11 protein-coding genes and 2 pseudogenes are annotated in these 17,949 nt (G+C 50.5%); 2 read left to right on the forward strand and 11 right to left on the reverse strand.

Going from position 1 to position 17,949, the window contains the following annotated elements; translation table 11 throughout:
- From Q0Y46_RS04240 to rpsO, 8 genes and pseudogenes are all read right to left on the reverse strand, one after another.
- A pseudogene (locus tag Q0Y46_RS04240) lies at positions 1 to 262 on the reverse strand (hydroxyacid dehydrogenase); the annotation flags it as partial.
- Positions 263 to 372: 110 nt separating this feature from the next.
- Positions 373 to 2,112, reverse strand: a complete 1,740-nt coding sequence (gene ispG, locus Q0Y46_RS04245) for a (E)-4-hydroxy-3-methylbut-2-enyl-diphosphate synthase (protein WP_297945292.1) — start codon at positions 2,110 to 2,112, stop codon at positions 373 to 375.
- Positions 2,113 to 2,213: 101 nt separating this feature from the next.
- On the reverse strand, positions 2,214 to 3,005 hold the full coding sequence (locus Q0Y46_RS04250; RefSeq protein WP_297945295.1) for a hypothetical protein: 792 nt from the start codon (positions 3,003 to 3,005) through the stop codon (positions 2,214 to 2,216).
- Positions 3,002 to 3,646 (reverse strand): hypothetical protein, encoded by a 645-nt coding sequence (locus Q0Y46_RS04255; protein WP_297945298.1) that lies wholly within the window; start codon positions 3,644 to 3,646, stop codon positions 3,002 to 3,004. Before Q0Y46_RS04255 ends, Q0Y46_RS04250 begins: the two co-directional genes overlap by 4 nt.
- Positions 3,643 to 4,497: a hypothetical protein gene (locus Q0Y46_RS04260; RefSeq protein ID WP_297945301.1), complete on the reverse strand. Its 855-nt coding sequence runs from the start codon at positions 4,495 to 4,497 to the stop codon at positions 3,643 to 3,645. The genes Q0Y46_RS04255 and Q0Y46_RS04260 overlap by 4 nt, the downstream gene beginning before the upstream one ends.
- A 67-nt stretch (positions 4,498 to 4,564) precedes the next feature.
- Positions 4,565 to 4,666: pseudogene (locus tag Q0Y46_RS04265) on the reverse strand (IS3 family transposase); the annotation flags it as partial.
- Positions 4,667 to 4,874: 208 nt separating this feature from the next.
- Entirely contained in the window at positions 4,875 to 7,154 is a 2,280-nt protein-coding gene (gene pnp, locus Q0Y46_RS04270) for a polyribonucleotide nucleotidyltransferase (protein ID WP_297945303.1), read from the reverse strand.
- Positions 7,155 to 7,175: 21 nt separating this feature from the next.
- Positions 7,176 to 7,448, reverse strand: coding sequence for a 30S ribosomal protein S15 (gene rpsO, locus Q0Y46_RS04275; protein ID WP_290958161.1), 273 nt, complete (start codon positions 7,446 to 7,448; stop codon positions 7,176 to 7,178).
- 223 nt (positions 7,449 to 7,671) lie between these two features.
- On the opposite strand from rpsO, the gene Q0Y46_RS04280 reads away from it, so the two are divergent.
- Positions 7,672 to 8,466, forward strand: coding sequence for a hypothetical protein (locus Q0Y46_RS04280; RefSeq protein WP_297945308.1), 795 nt, complete (start codon positions 7,672 to 7,674; stop codon positions 8,464 to 8,466).
- Positions 8,467 to 8,533: 67 nt separating this feature from the next.
- Complete coding sequence (locus tag Q0Y46_RS04285) at positions 8,534 to 9,445, forward strand: histidine phosphatase family protein (protein ID WP_295680596.1); 912 nt, start codon at positions 8,534 to 8,536, stop codon at positions 9,443 to 9,445.
- A 105-nt stretch (positions 9,446 to 9,550) separates the two neighbouring features.
- Here Q0Y46_RS04285 and Q0Y46_RS04290 read toward each other — a convergent pair whose 3' ends face one another.
- From Q0Y46_RS04290 to Q0Y46_RS04300, 3 genes are all read right to left on the reverse strand, one after another.
- Entirely contained in the window at positions 9,551 to 14,269 is a 4,719-nt protein-coding gene (locus tag Q0Y46_RS04290) for a VWA domain-containing protein (RefSeq protein WP_297945311.1), read from the reverse strand.
- A 171-nt stretch (positions 14,270 to 14,440) separates the two neighbouring features.
- On the reverse strand, positions 14,441 to 15,934 hold the full coding sequence (locus Q0Y46_RS04295; protein ID WP_297945314.1) for a T9SS type A sorting domain-containing protein: 1,494 nt from the start codon (positions 15,932 to 15,934) through the stop codon (positions 14,441 to 14,443).
- Between the two features lie 290 nt (positions 15,935 to 16,224).
- Positions 16,225 to 17,568 (reverse strand): cyanophycin synthetase, encoded by a 1,344-nt coding sequence (locus Q0Y46_RS04300; RefSeq protein ID WP_297945316.1) that lies wholly within the window; start codon positions 17,566 to 17,568, stop codon positions 16,225 to 16,227.
- Between the last annotated feature and the right edge of the window lie 381 nt (positions 17,569 to 17,949).

Here is a 17,949-nt window from a genome sequence, read left to right on the forward strand (position 1 = left end):
GTTCGGCAACGGCGTTGGCGTTTGCACCCGGAGTGTTGAACACGCAGATGCCCTTCGCGGAGGCCTTGTCGATGGTGATGTTGTTCACGCCAGCACCGGCGCGGGCGACGGCGAGAAGGCCGTCAAAGTTATCCGTATCGACCTGAGCGGAACGCACCAAGATGGCATCCGGATTTTCGACGGAGTCGGAAACCTGATAGAACGAGCCAAACAGGCTCAAGCCTTTCTTGGAAATGTTGTTCATCGTCTTAATAGTTGCCATTGTATTATCCTTTGTTTAAGTTAAAAAGTAGGAAGTAGGAAGTAGGAAGTAGGAAGTAGGAAGGACTTTTGCTAACACTGTCTACTTCCTACTGTCTACTGTCTACTAAATCAAGGTTCCACCCAGCGACCTCTTTCTTTTATCAAGTTCACCAGTTCTTCGATGGCGTCCTCTTCGGGGATGTTCTTCTTGACCGCGGTCTTGCCTTCGAACAGGGTAATGCGGCCGGGGCCACCGCCCACGTAGCCGAAGTCGGCGTCCGCCATCTCGCCCGGGCCGTTCACGATGCAGCCCATGATGCCGATGGAGATGTCCGAAAGGTGGCCGAAGCGGGCCTTGATCTTGCCCATGACCTGCTGGATGTCGTACAAGGTACGTCCGCAGCTCGGGCAGCTGATAAAGTTCGTCTTGCTGCGGCGGCAGTAGGCGGCCTGCAGGATGTCGAACGCAAGCAGGACGCTTTCCTTCGCGCCCTTGTAGCCGTCGATAACGACGGCATCGCCAAGACCGTCGGTCACGAGGCTTCCGATGTCGGCGGAAACGCGGAGCGTTTCGGTTTCGTTGTCATTAATCTTCGCGTAGAGCAAAATCGGGTCTTGGCGACCTGCAGCGGCGAGCGCTGCAGCAAGGGCGCGCACGCCGGAAACCATCTCCGGGCCGGTGTAGCAGAACACGGAACCTGCGGGAACGGCGGAAGGATTCTGGGCGAAGCCCGCGATATCCATCGCGTCCTTGAATTCCACAATCGGCTTCTCGTTCAAGCTCGGGAGCGCGAATTCCGCGTTGCGGCGTTCGCCGGTGAGCGCAATCGCGTCGGCCTTCACGCCGACCTTCACCGGGCTATTGCCACCAATCTCCACGCCGGAAACCTTCACGGCCTCGGTAGCGCGGCGTTCGTAATGGTACGGGTCCTTCTCGAAGACCGGCACGTTGTAAGCAGTCGGAGCAGCGGGAAGCGCACAGGCCTTGATGAGTTCCTGCGCCACCGGGACTTCGGCCACCGGATCCTCGGTAAGCGAAACGCGAATCGTATCGGCAAGGCCATCGAGCAAAAGCGCACCGATGCCCGCCGCAGACTTGAGTCGCCCGTCGGCACCGGCTCCGGCCTCGGTCACGCCCACGTGGAACGGATACGGCTTGAAGCCTTCCTGCTTGATGCGGGCGGCGAGCATGCGGTAGGCGGCAATCGCCACGCGCGGGTTGCTGCTCTTCAAACTTAAAACAACTTGGTCAAAATGCTCGGCTTCGCACACGGCCAGGTATTCCATGGCGCTTTCCACCATGCCTTCCACCGTGTCGCCGTAGCGGTAGATCATGCGGGCCGAGAGCGAGCCGTGGTTCACGCCGATGCGGATGGCGCGTCCCAGGCGCTTGGCCTCCTGCACGAACGGCGTGAAAGCTTCGGCGACCTTCTCCTTGCCTTCGTCGAACATCTTGTCCGTCTGGTTCTCGAGCGTGAGGATGCCCGTATCCACGAAGTTACCCGGATTGATGCGGACCTTCTCGACCCACTTGAGCGCCTCGAACGCGGCCTTCGGCTGGAAGTGGATGTCGGCGGAAACCGGCACCTTGCAACCCGCGGCGCGGACCTGCTTCATCACTTCTTCGAGACCCTGCGCATCGGCAAAAGTCGGAGCGGTAATGCGAACCAGGCCACAGCCCACCTTGGCGAGCGCCAAAGTCTCGGCCACCGTCTTCTCGACGTCCTTCGGCTTGGTGGTGGTCATGGACTGAACTAAAATGGGGGCGTTGCCCCCTATCAAAGCCTCGCCAACGCGGACTTGTACAGTTTCCCTGCGGACCGCATTGAAGCGGTCGGCTACATACGGGAATTCGCTAAACTTCGTCATGGTGCCAAATTTAGAAAAAAAGCACTAAACGAGCAAATTGCAGCGTCTGAAAAATCAATTATTCAAAAATAGGTGGACAAAAATTCCATTTAGAACGTCATTTAAAAACGTTTCCCGAGGGATTCCTCGTACTCCCGGAGTTTCTTGTAGCCGGGGCTTTCGAGCGGGAGGATGGACGGGTCAAGTTTCAGGGGCTTGTAGCCCCAGCCCGGATTGTTCTGAACGGTAATCGAATAAACAGGAACATCAAGCGGGAAAACAAGCTCGTAGGCATATTCAGGGCAGCCATTTTCCCTATCGTAATCGGGATTGATACTTCTACGTATATATTCTGCACAAATAGAGCTTTTTTCTTCATCGTTCAGTTTTCTATGAACAAAATTTGAATCTTGTACTGTACTGATTCTATCACCGATATAATATGCGTGGAATTGTCCGTCAACGATGTTTGTCATGAAAGTACGTCGGAAGGCATACCGAAAAAATGCTTCCATACTTTCAAAATCATCCTGACGTAAAGATCTCATTTCGTAAAGGCACTCCCCATTCAATGACGATTTGCCTTCGTTTGAATTAAAAATCCGCTCTCCAATCAAGGCTCCATATACACCATATTTCGGACAAAAATGAGACAGCGCAAGAGAGTCGGAAACTTCATTGTTGATAGCTTTCACAACTGATTCGGAAAACTTATTCGGCTTGTAAATCTGCAATCTATCTCCTAGAAGTTGCACTTCTCCTAACTCCCAATAAACATTCAACGTAGTCCTTTCTGGATCAATAAGATTCTCTCTAGAACCATTGAAAATACACACATCTACTGGAGCAAAGAAACTTGTTCCCCAAAAACATCCTTGCAACAGAACCGTAATCATCAGGAATAGCTTTTTCATTTGCATCCCTCCAGCTCTACAGTGAACGGGTATTGTTCCAGTTTTTCAAAGATTGCGACAAATTTATTCAAGGGATACTGTAATTCAACTCCTTCTTGCCGGAAATCCGTAAAACGGAAATACCTTGATTGGCCTTCACGTTTTACGTAGCCACAATAGAAGGTCTTATTGTATGAAGGAACATATTTATAGCTATAAATCCAATACAAATTTTGTAATTTTTCCCTCGCCATTGGATAACCATCTAGATCTATCGAAAGGAGTTCATCGCCTAACGATTTTTCAATTCCAATTTTTTTCTGACACAGACCCTTTTTAAAAGTATTTTTTAGATTCTGCATTTGTTCCATATATCCCGAGGGATTTATCCAACGAGGAACGCTTGCGAACGGTATTTGATATAGTTCGACACTGTCTACATCAAGAAAAATAAAGAGACGAGATATTTCATCCATGTCAACAAACAAGTAAAGACTGCCGCTACTCCAGTCAATCTTGTTATCAAAAAATCTATTCATTCGATTCTTTTGTACGACAACATCTAAGGAATCTGTATTGGAAGTTTGCATTTCAAATACAGATTCGGGATTTGCACAAACGAGTTCAAACACAAAAAGAATAAACAAGAAGAATAATTTCACCGAGCATCCTCCATCACCTGCCTAAGGATATTCTGATCAAAAAAAACGCAACCCGACCATTCTTTGCATTCCGTCATCAGTTCACCGGCATTTCCAAGATTGCTCCAGCGACATTCCTCGAAACCCGTCATTATGAGTTTACTAAGTCCCTCATACAATTCGATGTATTCCGTCACGAAATTCTTTGGTTCAAAATGATCAAGAAACTTTGCCGGAGGAAGCATTTTAAAAAGAGTTTTTTCGCCCGATGTATCAACATATAAAATTTGAAGACCTTCTTCACTTGTGCTTCCCATGCCATCATACATAGACATTCGCTTTTCTTTTATAAAAGTCTGCATCTGTTGATATAAATTATGAGGAACAATACGTGTATCTACACATCGCTGTTTTACAATATTTCCATGTTTTTGAGCAATGCGATAATTACACGCTAGCCATTCGACGTCTGAAGCGCCGGCACTGATAGGAAAATCCGGTATGCGGTATATCTGTATTTTATCCGATTCAAAAGGTATAAAGGCATAAAAGAAATCATTATCATATCCCCATCCACGTTTTTGAGATTCCTGTTTTTGCATAAAAATATGGAATCCAGCCGTGTCTAGTTCTATCGACCTTCCATAAACGCCTTCATACTGTCCCATAATGTATAAATCGTTCGCAATTTTCCCATCAGACGGGGCAAAAGACACTTCAAGACCAAGAATATTCCTTGCAAAAGGGGTAATAACAAGGAATAGCAAAAAAAATATTATGTGTTTACTTATAGCCACGGTTGAGATATCCCCACCAATCCAAATTGAATTGGTTGATTTTTTAGCAGTTGTTTGAAGCATAGGCATGTTCATTGCTGGTTTATGTTAATATATACTTTTTTCCAAACGGGATATTCCCATATACCGGAAAACACCCGTTTTATGCCGCCTGGTGCCGCAGTCGGTATGTGACCGGACACTCATATCCCAGTGCTCCGTGCAACCTCTTACGGTTATAGAACATTTCAATGTACTCGAATATATCGGTTTCAACTTTCTCCATCGTGGAATATTTTTCCTATAGATTAGTTCCTTTTTCAGCTGACGATTTCTTCGCTCCAGCTCCTTCGTTTTGGCCAGAACCCCACTTATGTAAATTCATACCAGTCCACTTAATGTTATACAAAAACCCCTCACCGACACATTGTCGATGAGGGATTTTTAAGCTTTTTAGATTAGTTTATCTAAAACTAGCCTTCGACCGGGGCTTCCGGAGCAGCTTCTGCAGCAGGCGCTTCAGCAGCGGGAGCAGCTTCAGCAGCGGCCGGAGCCTCAGCGGCAGCCGGGGCGGCCTTCGGAGGGAGCAGAGCCTTCATGGAAAGCTTCACCTTGCCCTTCGGGTCAACACCGAGGCAGAGCACTTCGACTTCGTCACCGACGTGAACAACGTCTTCGACCTTCTCGACGCGGTGGTCGGCAAGTTCGGAGATGTGCACGAGACCGTCACGGCCCGGGAGGATTTCGACGAAGGCGCCAAACGGCTGGATCGTCTTGACCTTGCCCTTGTACTTGCGGCCCGGTTCGGGTTCGGCAGTGAGTTCTTCGATCATGCGGCGGCAAACTGCAGCGGCCTTGCCACTCGGGGCGGCAATGTCGATGTTGCCATCGTCGTCGATGTTGATGGTGCAACCCGTCTGAGACTGCATACCCTTGATCACGGAGCCACCGGAACCGATGACGTCGCGGATCTTGTTGGTCGGGATGCGCATCTTGATCATGGTCGGAGCCTTCTCGGAGACCTTCGGACGCGGAGCGGCGAGGCCGAGTTCAGCCATCTTGCCGAGGATGTGCAGACGGCCTTGGCGTGCCTGTTCCAGAGCTTCACGCATGAGTTCCGGCGTAATGCCGCGGATCTTGATATCCATCTGGAAGGCCGTGATGCCTTCGGCAGTACCTGTCACCTTGAAGTCCATATCGCCGAGGTGGTCTTCCGTACCGGTGATGTCGGTCAAAATCTTGATCTTGCCGCCTTCCTTGACGGAACCCTTTTCGGAGATGAGGCCCATGGCGACACCTGCGACCGGAGCCTTGATAGGAACGCCAGCGTCCATCAAGCTGAGGCAGCCACCGCAAACAGAGGCCATGGAAGAAGAACCGTTGGATTCCTGAATTTCGGAAACCACGCGGATGGTGTACGGGAAGTCTTCCGGAAGCGGAAGAACGGCAGCGAGAGAACGTTCGGCGAGGTGGCCGTGACCGATTTCGCGGCGGCTCATGCCGAGGCGCTTGCATTCACCCACGCAGTACGGCGGGAAGTTGTAATGCAGCATGTAGCTCTTGGAGCCTTCGCCCTGCAGGCTTTCGTAGCGCTGTTCGTCGGCCTTGGAGCCGAGCGTGCAAACCACGAGACCCTGGGTTTCGCCACGCTGGAAAATCGCAGAACCGTGGGCGCTCGGGAGAACGCCGAGTTCGATTTCGATCGGGCGGACTTCGGTAGTCAGACGGCCGTCGAGACGGACGTCTTCGTTCAGGATCATTTCGCGCATCGCAGTGCGTTCGTAATCGCTGAAGATTGCCTTCGCGTCGGCAACGAGAGCAGGATCCTGTTCTTCGTCCTTGCCAATGATGGCGAGGATGCGTTCGTCTTCGAGCATCTTCGCGCAGAGGTCTGCCATAGCCGGATAGAAGTCAGTCTTCACCATGTTGGAGTGGACGTCCTTGTTCAGTTCGTCCCACACGACTTCCTTCACCGTGGCGAGAAGCTTTTCGTGGGCTTCGCCAACGTGCTGCGGCTTGAGTTCCATCTTCGGCTTGGCACAGCGGTCCACCAGTTCCTGTTGGGCCTTGCACATGAGCTTGATGGCTTCGTGACCGGCGAGAATTGCATTAATCATCGTGTCTTCGGACACTTCGTAGGCACCGCCTTCCACCATGCAGACGGAATCTTCGGTACCGGCGACCACCAGGTCCAGATCGGCGCATGCCATCTGTTCGTAGGTGGGCATCACGATGTTCTGTCCATCGACCACAGCCACGCGTACGGCGGCAACCTGCTGTTCGAAAGGCAGCTCGGAAAGACCGATGGAAAGGGAGGCAGCCGAAACACCGAGCACGTCGGGTGCGAACTTGCGGTCAGCAGAGAGCACCTGGACAATCACCTGGACTTCGCGCGTGAAGTTCTCGGGGAACATCGGGCGAATCGGGCGGTCGATGATGCGGGCGGACAACGTCTCTTCGTCAGAGGGGCGTCCGGCTTCGCGCTTGTTGTAACCGCCCGGGAGGCGGCCGGCAGCATAGGCCTTTTCACGATATTCAACGGTCAGCGGGAAGAAGTCCCCTTCCTTTTCTTCGCCGTAGCAGACAGTAGAGAGCACGAACGCGTCGCCCATCTTGGCGACGGCAGCTCCGCGTGCCTGCTTTGCGATACGGCCCGTTTCAAACGTGATGACACGGCCGTCCGGAAGCGTAACAGACACTTCCTTGGGGTCGAGCATCTTGCCGTATTTTTGATGGTATGCGTCAATAGACATAGATTTTCTCCAGTCCGCAGATTATCCGCGGAGACCGAGTTCCTTGATGAGAGCACGCTGAGCGAGGATGTCCTGTTCGGCGTAGTACTTGAGGAGGTTGCGGCGCTTGGCAACCATGGCAGACAGACCACGGAGGGAGTGGAAATCCTTCTTGTGGCTCTTGATGTGTTCCGTCAGATTCTTGATCTTTTCCGTGAGGATAGCGATCTGGACACGGACGTTACCGGTATCCTTTTCGTTTGCACCAAACTTGGCGGTGAGTTCTGCAGCTTTTTCTTTAGTGATAGTAGCCATTATAGCCATTCCTTTTTTTGATTGTTGTTTCATTACATGTTTTTGTCCGAGTTTCCCTGCTCTTGCACCAGTGGAATTGGCGAATCTGGTCACAGGACCCAGTCAAAAATGCAATTTGGCGGAAAATATAGGAAAGTAGGAAGTAGGAAGTAGGAAGTAGGAAGGGAAAAATGCCGAAAAAAGGGTGTTTTTGGGGTGATATTGCTATCTTTACGTCCTGAAAATGCTCGAATCCCTGAACTTTCACTTTTCTTTCTACGACTGGCTCCTGATTTTCATGGTCACGGCCCTCGGAACGCTGAGCGCCTACCTGAAGGACCCCCAACTCAAGGCCGTCACGGCGACCATCCCCATCCCCTGCGGGTTCGCCTACATCGCGGTCGGGCTCCCCATGGGCACCGCCAACGCCATCTCGGGATTCATGTGCCTGCTGTACGTGCATATTGTGCGCATCCTGCATTACAAGGTGAAGATACCCATCGTCCCAAGCATTGTCGCGGGCCTTGCCTTCTTTGTCGCGCTGGGGACATTCCTCATGCCCCGCATCCCCGAAGGGGAAGTCTACTTTATCGCCGTATGCGTCTTCGACTTCGTCGTGGGAGTCATCCTCTTCCAGAAGCAGTCCTACAAGTCCGGGACACGCTACAAGACTCCCCTCCCCGTCTACATCAAGGCTCCGGCCATCGCGGGCGTCGTCGCGGGGCTCATGCTCATCAAGCGCCTCATGGGCGGATTTTGTACAAGCTTCCCGATGATGAACTCCATCGTGAGCTACGAGAGCCGATTCTCGCTGGGCGACCAGTGCCGCCAACTCCCGCTGTTCCTCATCGCAGGGCCGTTCATGTTCGCCGAGATGCGCTACATCGAGATATTCCTGCACCTGAACCACTGGATTGTGCTACTGTGCGGTTACGTCCTGTTCGCCGCCATCTACTGGCCCCTGAACAAGGAACTCAAACGCCGGAACGAGGAATCCGAGGCAAAATACAACCACACAGCGAACATATCCGTTAAATAACTTTTACCGCATAGACCATCCCCCCATATTTGTATATATTAGTCAAAAACAAAAAATAGAGGCCTAAATGAAAAAGAGCGTTTCTCTCCTCCCCGCCATGGCGCTTTCCGTAGCATTCCTTGCTGCATGTTCCGACGATTCCTCCAGCGGAAACAATCCGGCAGCAAGCAATCCGGGAATCTCTAGCGATTCGACTAATCCCCAGCAAACCAGCAGCGATGCGAACCAGATTACTAGCAGCGACGGCACCCTGATTGCAAGCAGTTCCTCCGAAGATGTTTTCCAACCCATTGATCCGGCAGCCATCACGCTTGACGAAGACGGTTTTGCCGACATCAAGGACGTTTATCGAAGCTTGCAGGCCAACGAAAAAGCCGTATTCGTCATACGCCACGCCGAACGCGACATGTTTGTCACCAGGCAAGGCGACCTTTCCGAAGATGGTGAAATTCAGGCTCTGGATGTAGGAAAGAAACTGGTTGGTCCGGACGAATTCACCTACTCCCATACAGACTACGTAAGAACATACAAGACCTGCCTAGGCATCGCCACCGGAAGGGGCCAGGCAACCTTCCCCAACGACACAAACGACATCTACACCGAAGGCTGGTATGTAAGTAACGACAGCCTTTTTGACGAATATTCCAAGAAACCGAGCGACACACACACGGTCACGTCAAGTTGGGCATACAACGGCGAATTTGCAGACGCATTCTTCGACTACACAGCAAAGAATGAAGAAATGACCAATATGCTCGTGGGCGATTACGCCACGGCAAGCCGCGTGAGAGTGGTCTGCTCCCACGATAACTTCGTCGTCCCGTTAACCGTGTACCTAACAAACAAGACCGTAAACCTCCGCGTATTTGAAAACAACAAAAAGTGGCTTAACTTCTTGGCCGGTGCCGCCATCATCACAAACGATGCCGGAGCTCGCCGTACATACGCGGTCAAGGGTCTGGAATCCGGAGTCCAGTAATCAAAACTTTTATCTGCAAGAAACAGATTCCGTAAACCAATCTCTTCAAAAAAAAATCCTCGCCACGGTCAATCGTAGCGAGGACTTTTTAGTTCACCCATTCACTTATTTACCGGATTTTTTCCCACCCTTCCGGAAGACACCCGTCTTGATGGTTCTCATTTCCTTGTGACCATCTTCGAACTTGAAGCGTATTTTCCAAATATAGATGCCAGTACCGACTCTCCGGCCCTTGTCGGAACGTTGGTTCCAATGCAAGAAGCTCTGCTTGGTCCGGTCGTCGGATTTGCTGCGAATAGACTCTTCCATTTCTCCGTCATAGCCGAACTTCTGCGTGAAATTCGTGACATAGGTCGCGATTCCGTCAAAGATGTAGACTTCGGCCGTATACGGAGACAACGTCTTCACGCTAATGGCAGATACCGTATCGGGCAATTTTTCCCATTCATCGCCCTTAGGAGGAATCCACTTTGCCGTTTTGCCGAGGCCACTGACAGGTTGAACAGGCTTAACTTCGCCAAGGTAGAACGTGCCATCTTTTCCATCAACCTTGACGCCGCCGCGACCAAGGGGATTGCCCACCAAATCCTCGTAATGAGCTTCAGGAGCCGTAGACAAGCAGTAACCCGCCTTGAGAGAATACCCGTCAAGAATAAGAGTCCACTGCCGGCCGTTCTCACGGATTTGCGGAGCCTGTTTCAATTCCAACGGATACGTGACAGTATCATCGCAGGATTCCGAGTAGCGGAACAGTTTCTTCCAAGCATTCTCGCTCCCGACATTCTTGATAGACTCAGACAAGGTGACAATGAGCGTATCGGGAGGATTTTCCGAATTCGGGTCCATGTAATTATCAAGATCAATCTTGCCTGGGCGCTTGGTCGCCTTCGCAGGAACAGCTCCCACCTTGTCCAAAAGCAAGACATTTTCCAGTTTGTCCGAGTGGATTGTCGTGAAACTCAGGAACGGCTTATGAACGGTGTCGGCCTTGGTCAAACCATACTTGTAAGGTTTGTTGATATAGGCTTCGACCCATTTTCCATCCTTACGGTTCATCTCGATAGTACCGGCAGGCACATAGCGCCATTCACCACGGTTGGAATTCCAGAAGATGGAGTCAATGCTCGTGATGTTGTCTTCACGTTCTTCCTTGAAGTGGACTCGAACGAAATCGGCACGACCGTCAAGATCCTTGTCGTAAATCTCGGCAGTGTCCGCAATGAGCGAGTACTCAATGGAATCGCGCGGCGACGGTGCGATAGAATCCTCGGGAATCGAGTCCGTAACCAACGTATCCGTGTCAACAAAATGAATCCTGCAGGCTTCCGTGGAATGCGTTCCTTCCTTCGGGTCGCGAACATATGCGCCCCTTCCATCCATCACACGCAAATAGTAATTAATGCTAGAGTAGTCTCTCACATTCGCACGGAATTCAGTCATCCAGACGTCTTTCTCTGCGGAGTACGTAAGCCCAACTTCCTGGAAGATGATGGACTGCGCATCTCTGTAGAACAAAGTCACAGAGCCAATGCCATCGCTATCCTTGATGTTGAAGGAGAATGTCTTGATGTCGGTCGTAGAGTCTTCGCACGCAACAGAAACAGCTTCGACAACTGGAATATCGTTGTCGACAAAAATCGTGTAAGGCTGCACCGAGGGATTCTGGATTTTCGGAGACTTGCCCACCTGGCCAGCAGTGTCTATCGCGATGACATAGAAATCAAGGCCAGGAGCCATGACGAGGCTCGCAGGGACTGTGAATTCCCAGAGGTTATCGCGCACATTCTGCAAGGCGTATGGCATGAACACACCATAAACAGTACCCGTTGTGCGCAAGTACACGCTAGCAGACTGGATTTGCAGCGGGGTGTTTATGTACACACCGATCTTGAGCGTATTGTTCGACGCCTGCGGAGTTGCGATGAGGTCCCAGGTAGCATCGGTAAGCGCGATGGACGGAGGCGTAGCGCTTTCGCTCCATGTGGAGGAATCACTCGTCGATATCTTATTGAACTTCGTACCAATGACAACGTTGTGCGTTTCCCCGTTCGCGACCGTGTCCGGCGACTGGAAACAAACAACGTATTGCGAAAGGATATTGTCACGAATGCCTGCATATAGGCCCGCAAGTTCATTCGCATCGCTTGCAATCGAGAAAGTTCCGCCCGTACCGGAAGACAGGTTTTCCAACGGGTATCTCGACTCGCTCTCAAGTGCAATTGAATATATGGTCGTCTTCCTCGAGTTGGCCAGGTCTATGGTCCCTCTCAAATCAATAGAACCGCTGTTGTTATCCCCATCGGAGAACACGACCACGGCGGTCGTATTGGTTTCGTTCACAATTTGATTTATGCCAGCAATCGTTCCTGTAAAAATGTTCGTCGTTTTACTCACGGCAGCAATAGAATCTACAGCTTGGAGCAGCAGTGCCTTGTCCGAAGTCAGAGCACGATGAACCACAGTGGAATCCCCCCCGCGGAAACCAACGATGGCAGTCCTGTCGTATGGCCCCATGGTGTTTATGAAGGAGCGGATCGCATCCTTCGCCTTATCCACACGATGGTTGATACTCATCGAATTACTCTCATCGACAACAATGACAATCGAAACACCCGAAACATTATTGATGCTCGTCACCTCGGGCTTGATGGGCACTCCGTCCTGAGTCAAAGTGAAATCTTCGGAAACAAGCCCATAGAAGGAGTGTCCTGAATTCTTGTCTGTAACGGAAACCTGGGCACAAATTTCGGGATAGCTGCCAATATCCAGTTTCGAGATGTTCAATAGCGGGTCCGCAGACTCGTCGTTAGTGAAGGTGGCCTTTACAGAACAAAGCGAATCGATCAAAGTAACGACCGTCCTTGGCTGCTTCGGGGAGGAAATAGTCATATCCCCTTCGGTATTCACCCAAGACTTGAACTTGTAGCCACCATAGGGCCAAGCGGTCAAGATGGTCTCTTCACCCGGACTCGTGAACACTTTTCCAGACGGGTTGACCGCGCCTTCCTTGGCGGTCATGACATTCAACACATAAGGTGTAGAAATCCACGCCTTGAACGATGTGTTCGGGATGCCGCTCGTACTGTCTTGGAATGTCCAATACAGCGGAGTTCCTGGAGTCCCTTTGAAGGTGAAACTCGTCGTGCCACTGACGGCGTTTACGGATTCAACCTTCGCAAACGTCTTGTCCGTTCCGTAATCCTTGAGAATCGCCGCGACCGGGTCAACAGGTTCGAAACTAATCAAGTAAGTCGCGGTATCAGGAGGGGTCCAGGTGAACCGGATGACCGACCGAGTAGACTCGCCATAATAGTGCTTCTGAAAATTGAAGGTCTGCTTTGTCCTGGTAAGCGAATGGACTGAGCTCTGCTTGAACCGGGCCTTCAGCTCGGTATTCGCAGTGATGGTCGCAAAAGTAAAGGGAGCCTCGCTGTCGTCGATGACTGGCGAACCCGACACGATTTGCCAGTCAGAAAAACGGTAGCCGCTATTTGCCTCGGCGCCGATGGAATACTTCGTACCGGAGTACGCCGTTGCATAGCCGCCATTCGGGACAACTTTTCCATTTCCGTCCTGGGAAAGCGTGAGGCTGAATGCCTGCGTGGCATAATTGATAAAGAACGAATTGGGCTTACTCGTCGTATTTGCAACAACAATCGAGAGAGTCTGTCCTGCCGTGAGATTCAAAGACTCCGAGAAAGCCCCCAAGAACTTCTTTGAAACAGACTCCGATGCGTAGTCTGACGCTGTATATCGAATGTATTTCAATGAATCCTGAGTGTAATCGTTTGATATGACAATGGTATACGGACCGTCACTCGGAGCGGTAAAGGAGAAACGAACTCCAGCACTTCCACTGGATACCTGCTTTGCATACAGATGATCGGTGAAGTTGTATTCGGTCGAAGTATTCGTAATTGTATAGACCTTTCCAGCGACGAATGTGGCTTTCACCTTGCAGTCGTTCATTACGTTCACAACTTTTGTCGTTTCACTTTTAATGTCCAAGATGGTGCAAGTACCCGACGCAACTTCCCAATGGTCAAAAATATTATCCTTGTCCGGTGTAGCGTAAATCTTGGTGGTATCAGAATCTATGACTAGATTATTCACCTTGACTTTTGTGCCCGAAGAGTCAACATAAGCACTTCCATTCCCCGTCTGCAACGCTTCCAAAGAACGCATTTTTGTAACACGAACGGTCATAGAGTCCTTCATGTTGTGATTGGGATAGCGGCCAAGGTAGAGCAGGAAATAATTCTTGATATTAGCAGGTGCCTCGAAAGTGCATTTTTTGCGTCCCTGCGTATAGTTAACACAGTTTTTGCCTCCGAGAAAAGATTCGGCAGGAAGGGCTTGAGTAAATGTCGCGTCATCGAGGAAATCGACAACACCAAGGACCTGGCTGCTTTCATATACTAACGCTAACGTCCCTCCTTCGTTAGTTTCAAAGAACATCCGGACGCCGTATTCGTGGTTTCTGGGGACAATCGCACTATTCTTGTAAAAATTGAAAACCGTTTCCTTTTCAGATATTTCGTAAATGGGCAATGTCTGAACAACCATTCTTAAGACAACATCGCTCGATGACGGAATAAACGCAGAAGAATCCGCAGTCTCATCAATAAACGTTCCCGTTCCCGAAACAATTTCCCACTTAACGAAGTTTTCACCGGGAGTGAGTTTTTGCCTAGATGTAATAGAAAGAGTATCGCCAATAGCGACTTGGTAAGTATTGGTATCCCTCTCGATAACAACACTTGCATTTGCACCCGAAGCAAACACCAACGAACAAAGGAAAAGAACTAAAAAGACGATCAACACGACCTCTCTCGAAAAAAGTTTAAATGCAAAGAATAAATTTGCATTTTTCTATAAAATATACACTTATTTTAATCAGAAAATTGGTAAAGAATTATATAACCCGCGATATTTCAAAAAAAAAGAACGGACCCCCAAAAGGATCCGTCCCATTGCATTTGCAATTATCTGCGATTAGCGAGCAGCGATGCGCTTCATAGCAACGAGCTTGTTGCCAGAGGTGATGCGAACCAGACGAACGCCATTGCCAGCAAACTTAGCAAAGTCGACATCCTTGATAGCACCAGTGAAGGATTCGCTGTGGAGGAGCTTGCCGTTCATGTCGAACACGCGGAGCGTCTTGATGTCGGCAGTGGTAGCAACGACTTCGAGAGCCTTGCCAGCAGCAAACTTCGGTTCCGGCTTAGATTCCGGCTTCGGTTCAGACTTGAAGACGGTATCAGCGCAGAGAGTTTCCTGCCACCAGTAGGTATCAAAGGCATTGCCATTGATGTACTGCTGGTTAGCAACCTGAGCATACCTGGCCGGCTTGATTTCATAGCACTTGCCTTCTTCCATGCCGTTCAGGCCAGCATTGTAGCAGTTCGTGGTCCAGTTGCCAGCACCATGAACGTATTCGATGCAACCCTTGTCCTGGAGTTCGTAGGTATCCGGATCAGGAGGCGGAACAACTTCAACCTGGGCGCATTCGGTTTCCTGCCACCAGTACGGGTCAGTAGCGGTCGGGTTGATGTAGAGAGCGTTACCATACTGTTCAACCCTATCCGGATTCAGTTCATAGCACTTGCCTTCAGCCATGTTGTTCAGGCCAGCCTTGTAGCAGTTTTCGGCATAGTGGCCAGCACCATGGACGTAGGTGATGCACTTGTCAGTGTATTCAACAGAGCTGCTGGATTCTTCAGAGCTGCTGGATTCTTCGGAGCTGCTGGATTCTTCGGAGCTGCTGGATTCTTCGGAGCTGCTAGATTCTTCGGAGCTGCTAGATTCTTCGGAGCTGCTAGATTCTTCAGAGCTGCTGGAGGATTCTTCAGAGCTGCTGGAGGAGTCTTCGCAATTTTCAGCCAGTTCAGTGCCGCTGCAATCGGAGCTGCTAGAAACTTCGGAGCTGCTGGATTCTTCAGAGCTGCTAGAAATATCGGAGCTGCTGCTAGAAACGAGAACGGTGTCAGCGCATTCCGTTTCAACCCACCACCAAGTCTGGCTGGCAACGTTGTTGATCCACTGCGGAACCGGGCCACGTTCGGTGTTGTAGGTATAGCACTTGCCTTCAGCCATGTCGAGCAGGCCGCTAATGTAGCAGTGCTGATTGTAGTCACCCGTGCCGTTCACGAACGGAATACAACCCTTGTCTTCAAGAGTGTAGGTGCTCGGGTCACGCGGTTCAACCGGCGGGACTTCCGGAGCGGCAACGCATTCCGTTTCAACCCACCACCAAGTCTGGCTGGCAACGTTGTTAATCCACTGCGGAACCGGACCACGTTCGGTGTTGAACGTATAGCACTTACCATCAGCCATGTCAAGCAGGCCGCTATTGTAGCAGTTCTGGTTGTAATCACCAGTACCGTTCACAAAAGCAACGCAGCCCTTTTCGGCCCACGGAGTAGTTTGAGCGACTGCAAACGACGCGAGCATCGCTACAGCGAGAGATGAATAGATAAATTTCTTCATACTACCTTCTTTTGCCTTGGTTGTGAATTCTTATTTTACAAGGCAGAAACAATATAACAAATTTTTTCTGTCGTTAGGAACGAATAAAATATTTTGTTACTTTTATTGTAACTAAATTTATACTTATTTTTTTATATAAATATAAGGAAGTTTGTTTTAAGGCCACGCCTCACAAGGGATTGCGTTCAATACAATGTAATACAAGCCATCAAAAAAAAAGTCCGCCTTCAGCCTATTTGTATAAAAAATTTTACAAAATTAATTCAAAAAAGAGCCCGTTTAGGCGGGTTTTAATGATTTTCATTAACGGATGGCGCCAGTTTTTTAAAAAAATTTAACCCATCAAAGTCATTTTTTAGGATTTGGACAACCGAACCAATCAAGTAAAGACTTCCGGTAATCAGGAGCGGCCCCTCGGACGCATTTAAAGCGCCTTGTATGTAGGTTTCCGACATTTCACCTGCGCTTGCCACATGGCCCCCAAGAGATTCAATCTCCGTCTGCAAATCCGAAAGTTCCCGGAATCGCGTATATGGAGTTCTCGTGACATGCCACTGGCTCACATGGGGCATCATCAGCCGGAGCATTTCATGAAGGTCCTTGTCCTTGAGAGCCCCAAACAGGCAGTGGAATTTTTGCCCCGGGTAATATTCATCTAAAGTCTGCACCAAACGCCGGACCGCATGGGAATTGTGCGCCCCGTCCAATATGACCCGCACGTTTCCATCCGGGCCTGTCAGTAACTGCATCCGGCCTGCCCACGAACGCGTCTCAAGCGCTTTAACAGACAAGGCATCGTCGTAACGTTTCCCGGCACGATCCGGAGCATTCAAGAACAGTTCGGCAGCCTTGAGCGAAAGGCTTGCATTTTCGACATAATGGCGTCCGAGATTCGGGAGTTTGACCTCGGTCCGGACCTCGGGTACAACAATGGAGGCTCCGAGAGCTGCAGCGTATTCACGCGCCTCCTCAAGCAAATCCGGCCCAAGCCCGCCAAGAACGAATGCCTTGCCCGCACCATCGCCGACAACGCCCGAAGCTTCGCCCGGCACCCCCAGCACCCCCATTTTTTCGCGAAGAATCGCCGATTCCGTAGGCCCGAGAACCTCGGTATGTTCAAGCCCGATACCCGTCACGACAGCCATCCCGCCGCCGGCAACCGCAGTGCTGTCGAGACGCCCGCCCATGCCCGCTTCGAGCACGGCCACATCGACGCCCTTCTCTGCATAATAGAGGAACGCAGCAACGGTCAAAACCTCAAAAAATGTGGGTTCCAGAGCGGGTTTGCCGAGCGCAGCCTGCGCCGACGACACGGATTCAGCCGCCTGTTTTACCTGCAACAAAAGCCGGTCAAGGTCCGCTTCTGAAATGGGTTCATCATCGACGCGGATGCGCTCTCGCAAGCTTACCAAATGCGGACTCGTATAAAGGCCCGCCTTAAGCCCATGAGCCTGCAAGATGCCAGCCAAATAAAAGCTCGTCGAGCCCTTGCCGTTCGTGCCCACGACATGGATAGACTTGAATTTTCGTTCCGGATTCCCGAGAGCATCGCAAATCATGCGCGTAGAATCCAGCCCGGGAACCATCCCGAACATCAAGCGAGTTTCAAGATATTTCATGCCATCGGATAACATGCGCGCAAATATAGGAAAAGAGGTTATGAGCGATGAGGTGTGAGGTCGGCACTTCGTGCCTTTGAGGGCGCTGCGCTGTGAGGTGTGAGGTAAGTAGGAAGTAGACAGTAGACAGTTGGAAGTAGGAAGTGATTAGTGATTAGTGGTTAGTGGTTAGTGGTTGGTGGTTGGTGGTTAGTGGTTGGTGGTTAGGGGTTAGGGGTTAGGGGTTAGGATCTAGGGGCTAGGGAGAAATATCACGGCTTCGCCGTCTTATATTGACGCACGAAGTGCGTGATTCTTTTCACTAACCTCTAACCTCTAGTCTCTAGCCTCATCGCTCATTGCTCATTGCTCATTGCTCACCGCTCGCGCCTCGCACCTCGTGCCTAAAAAACATAT

It is taken from the genome of uncultured Fibrobacter sp. (genome assembly GCF_947305105.1).
Lineage (GTDB): Bacteria > Fibrobacterota > Fibrobacteria > Fibrobacterales > Fibrobacteraceae > Fibrobacter.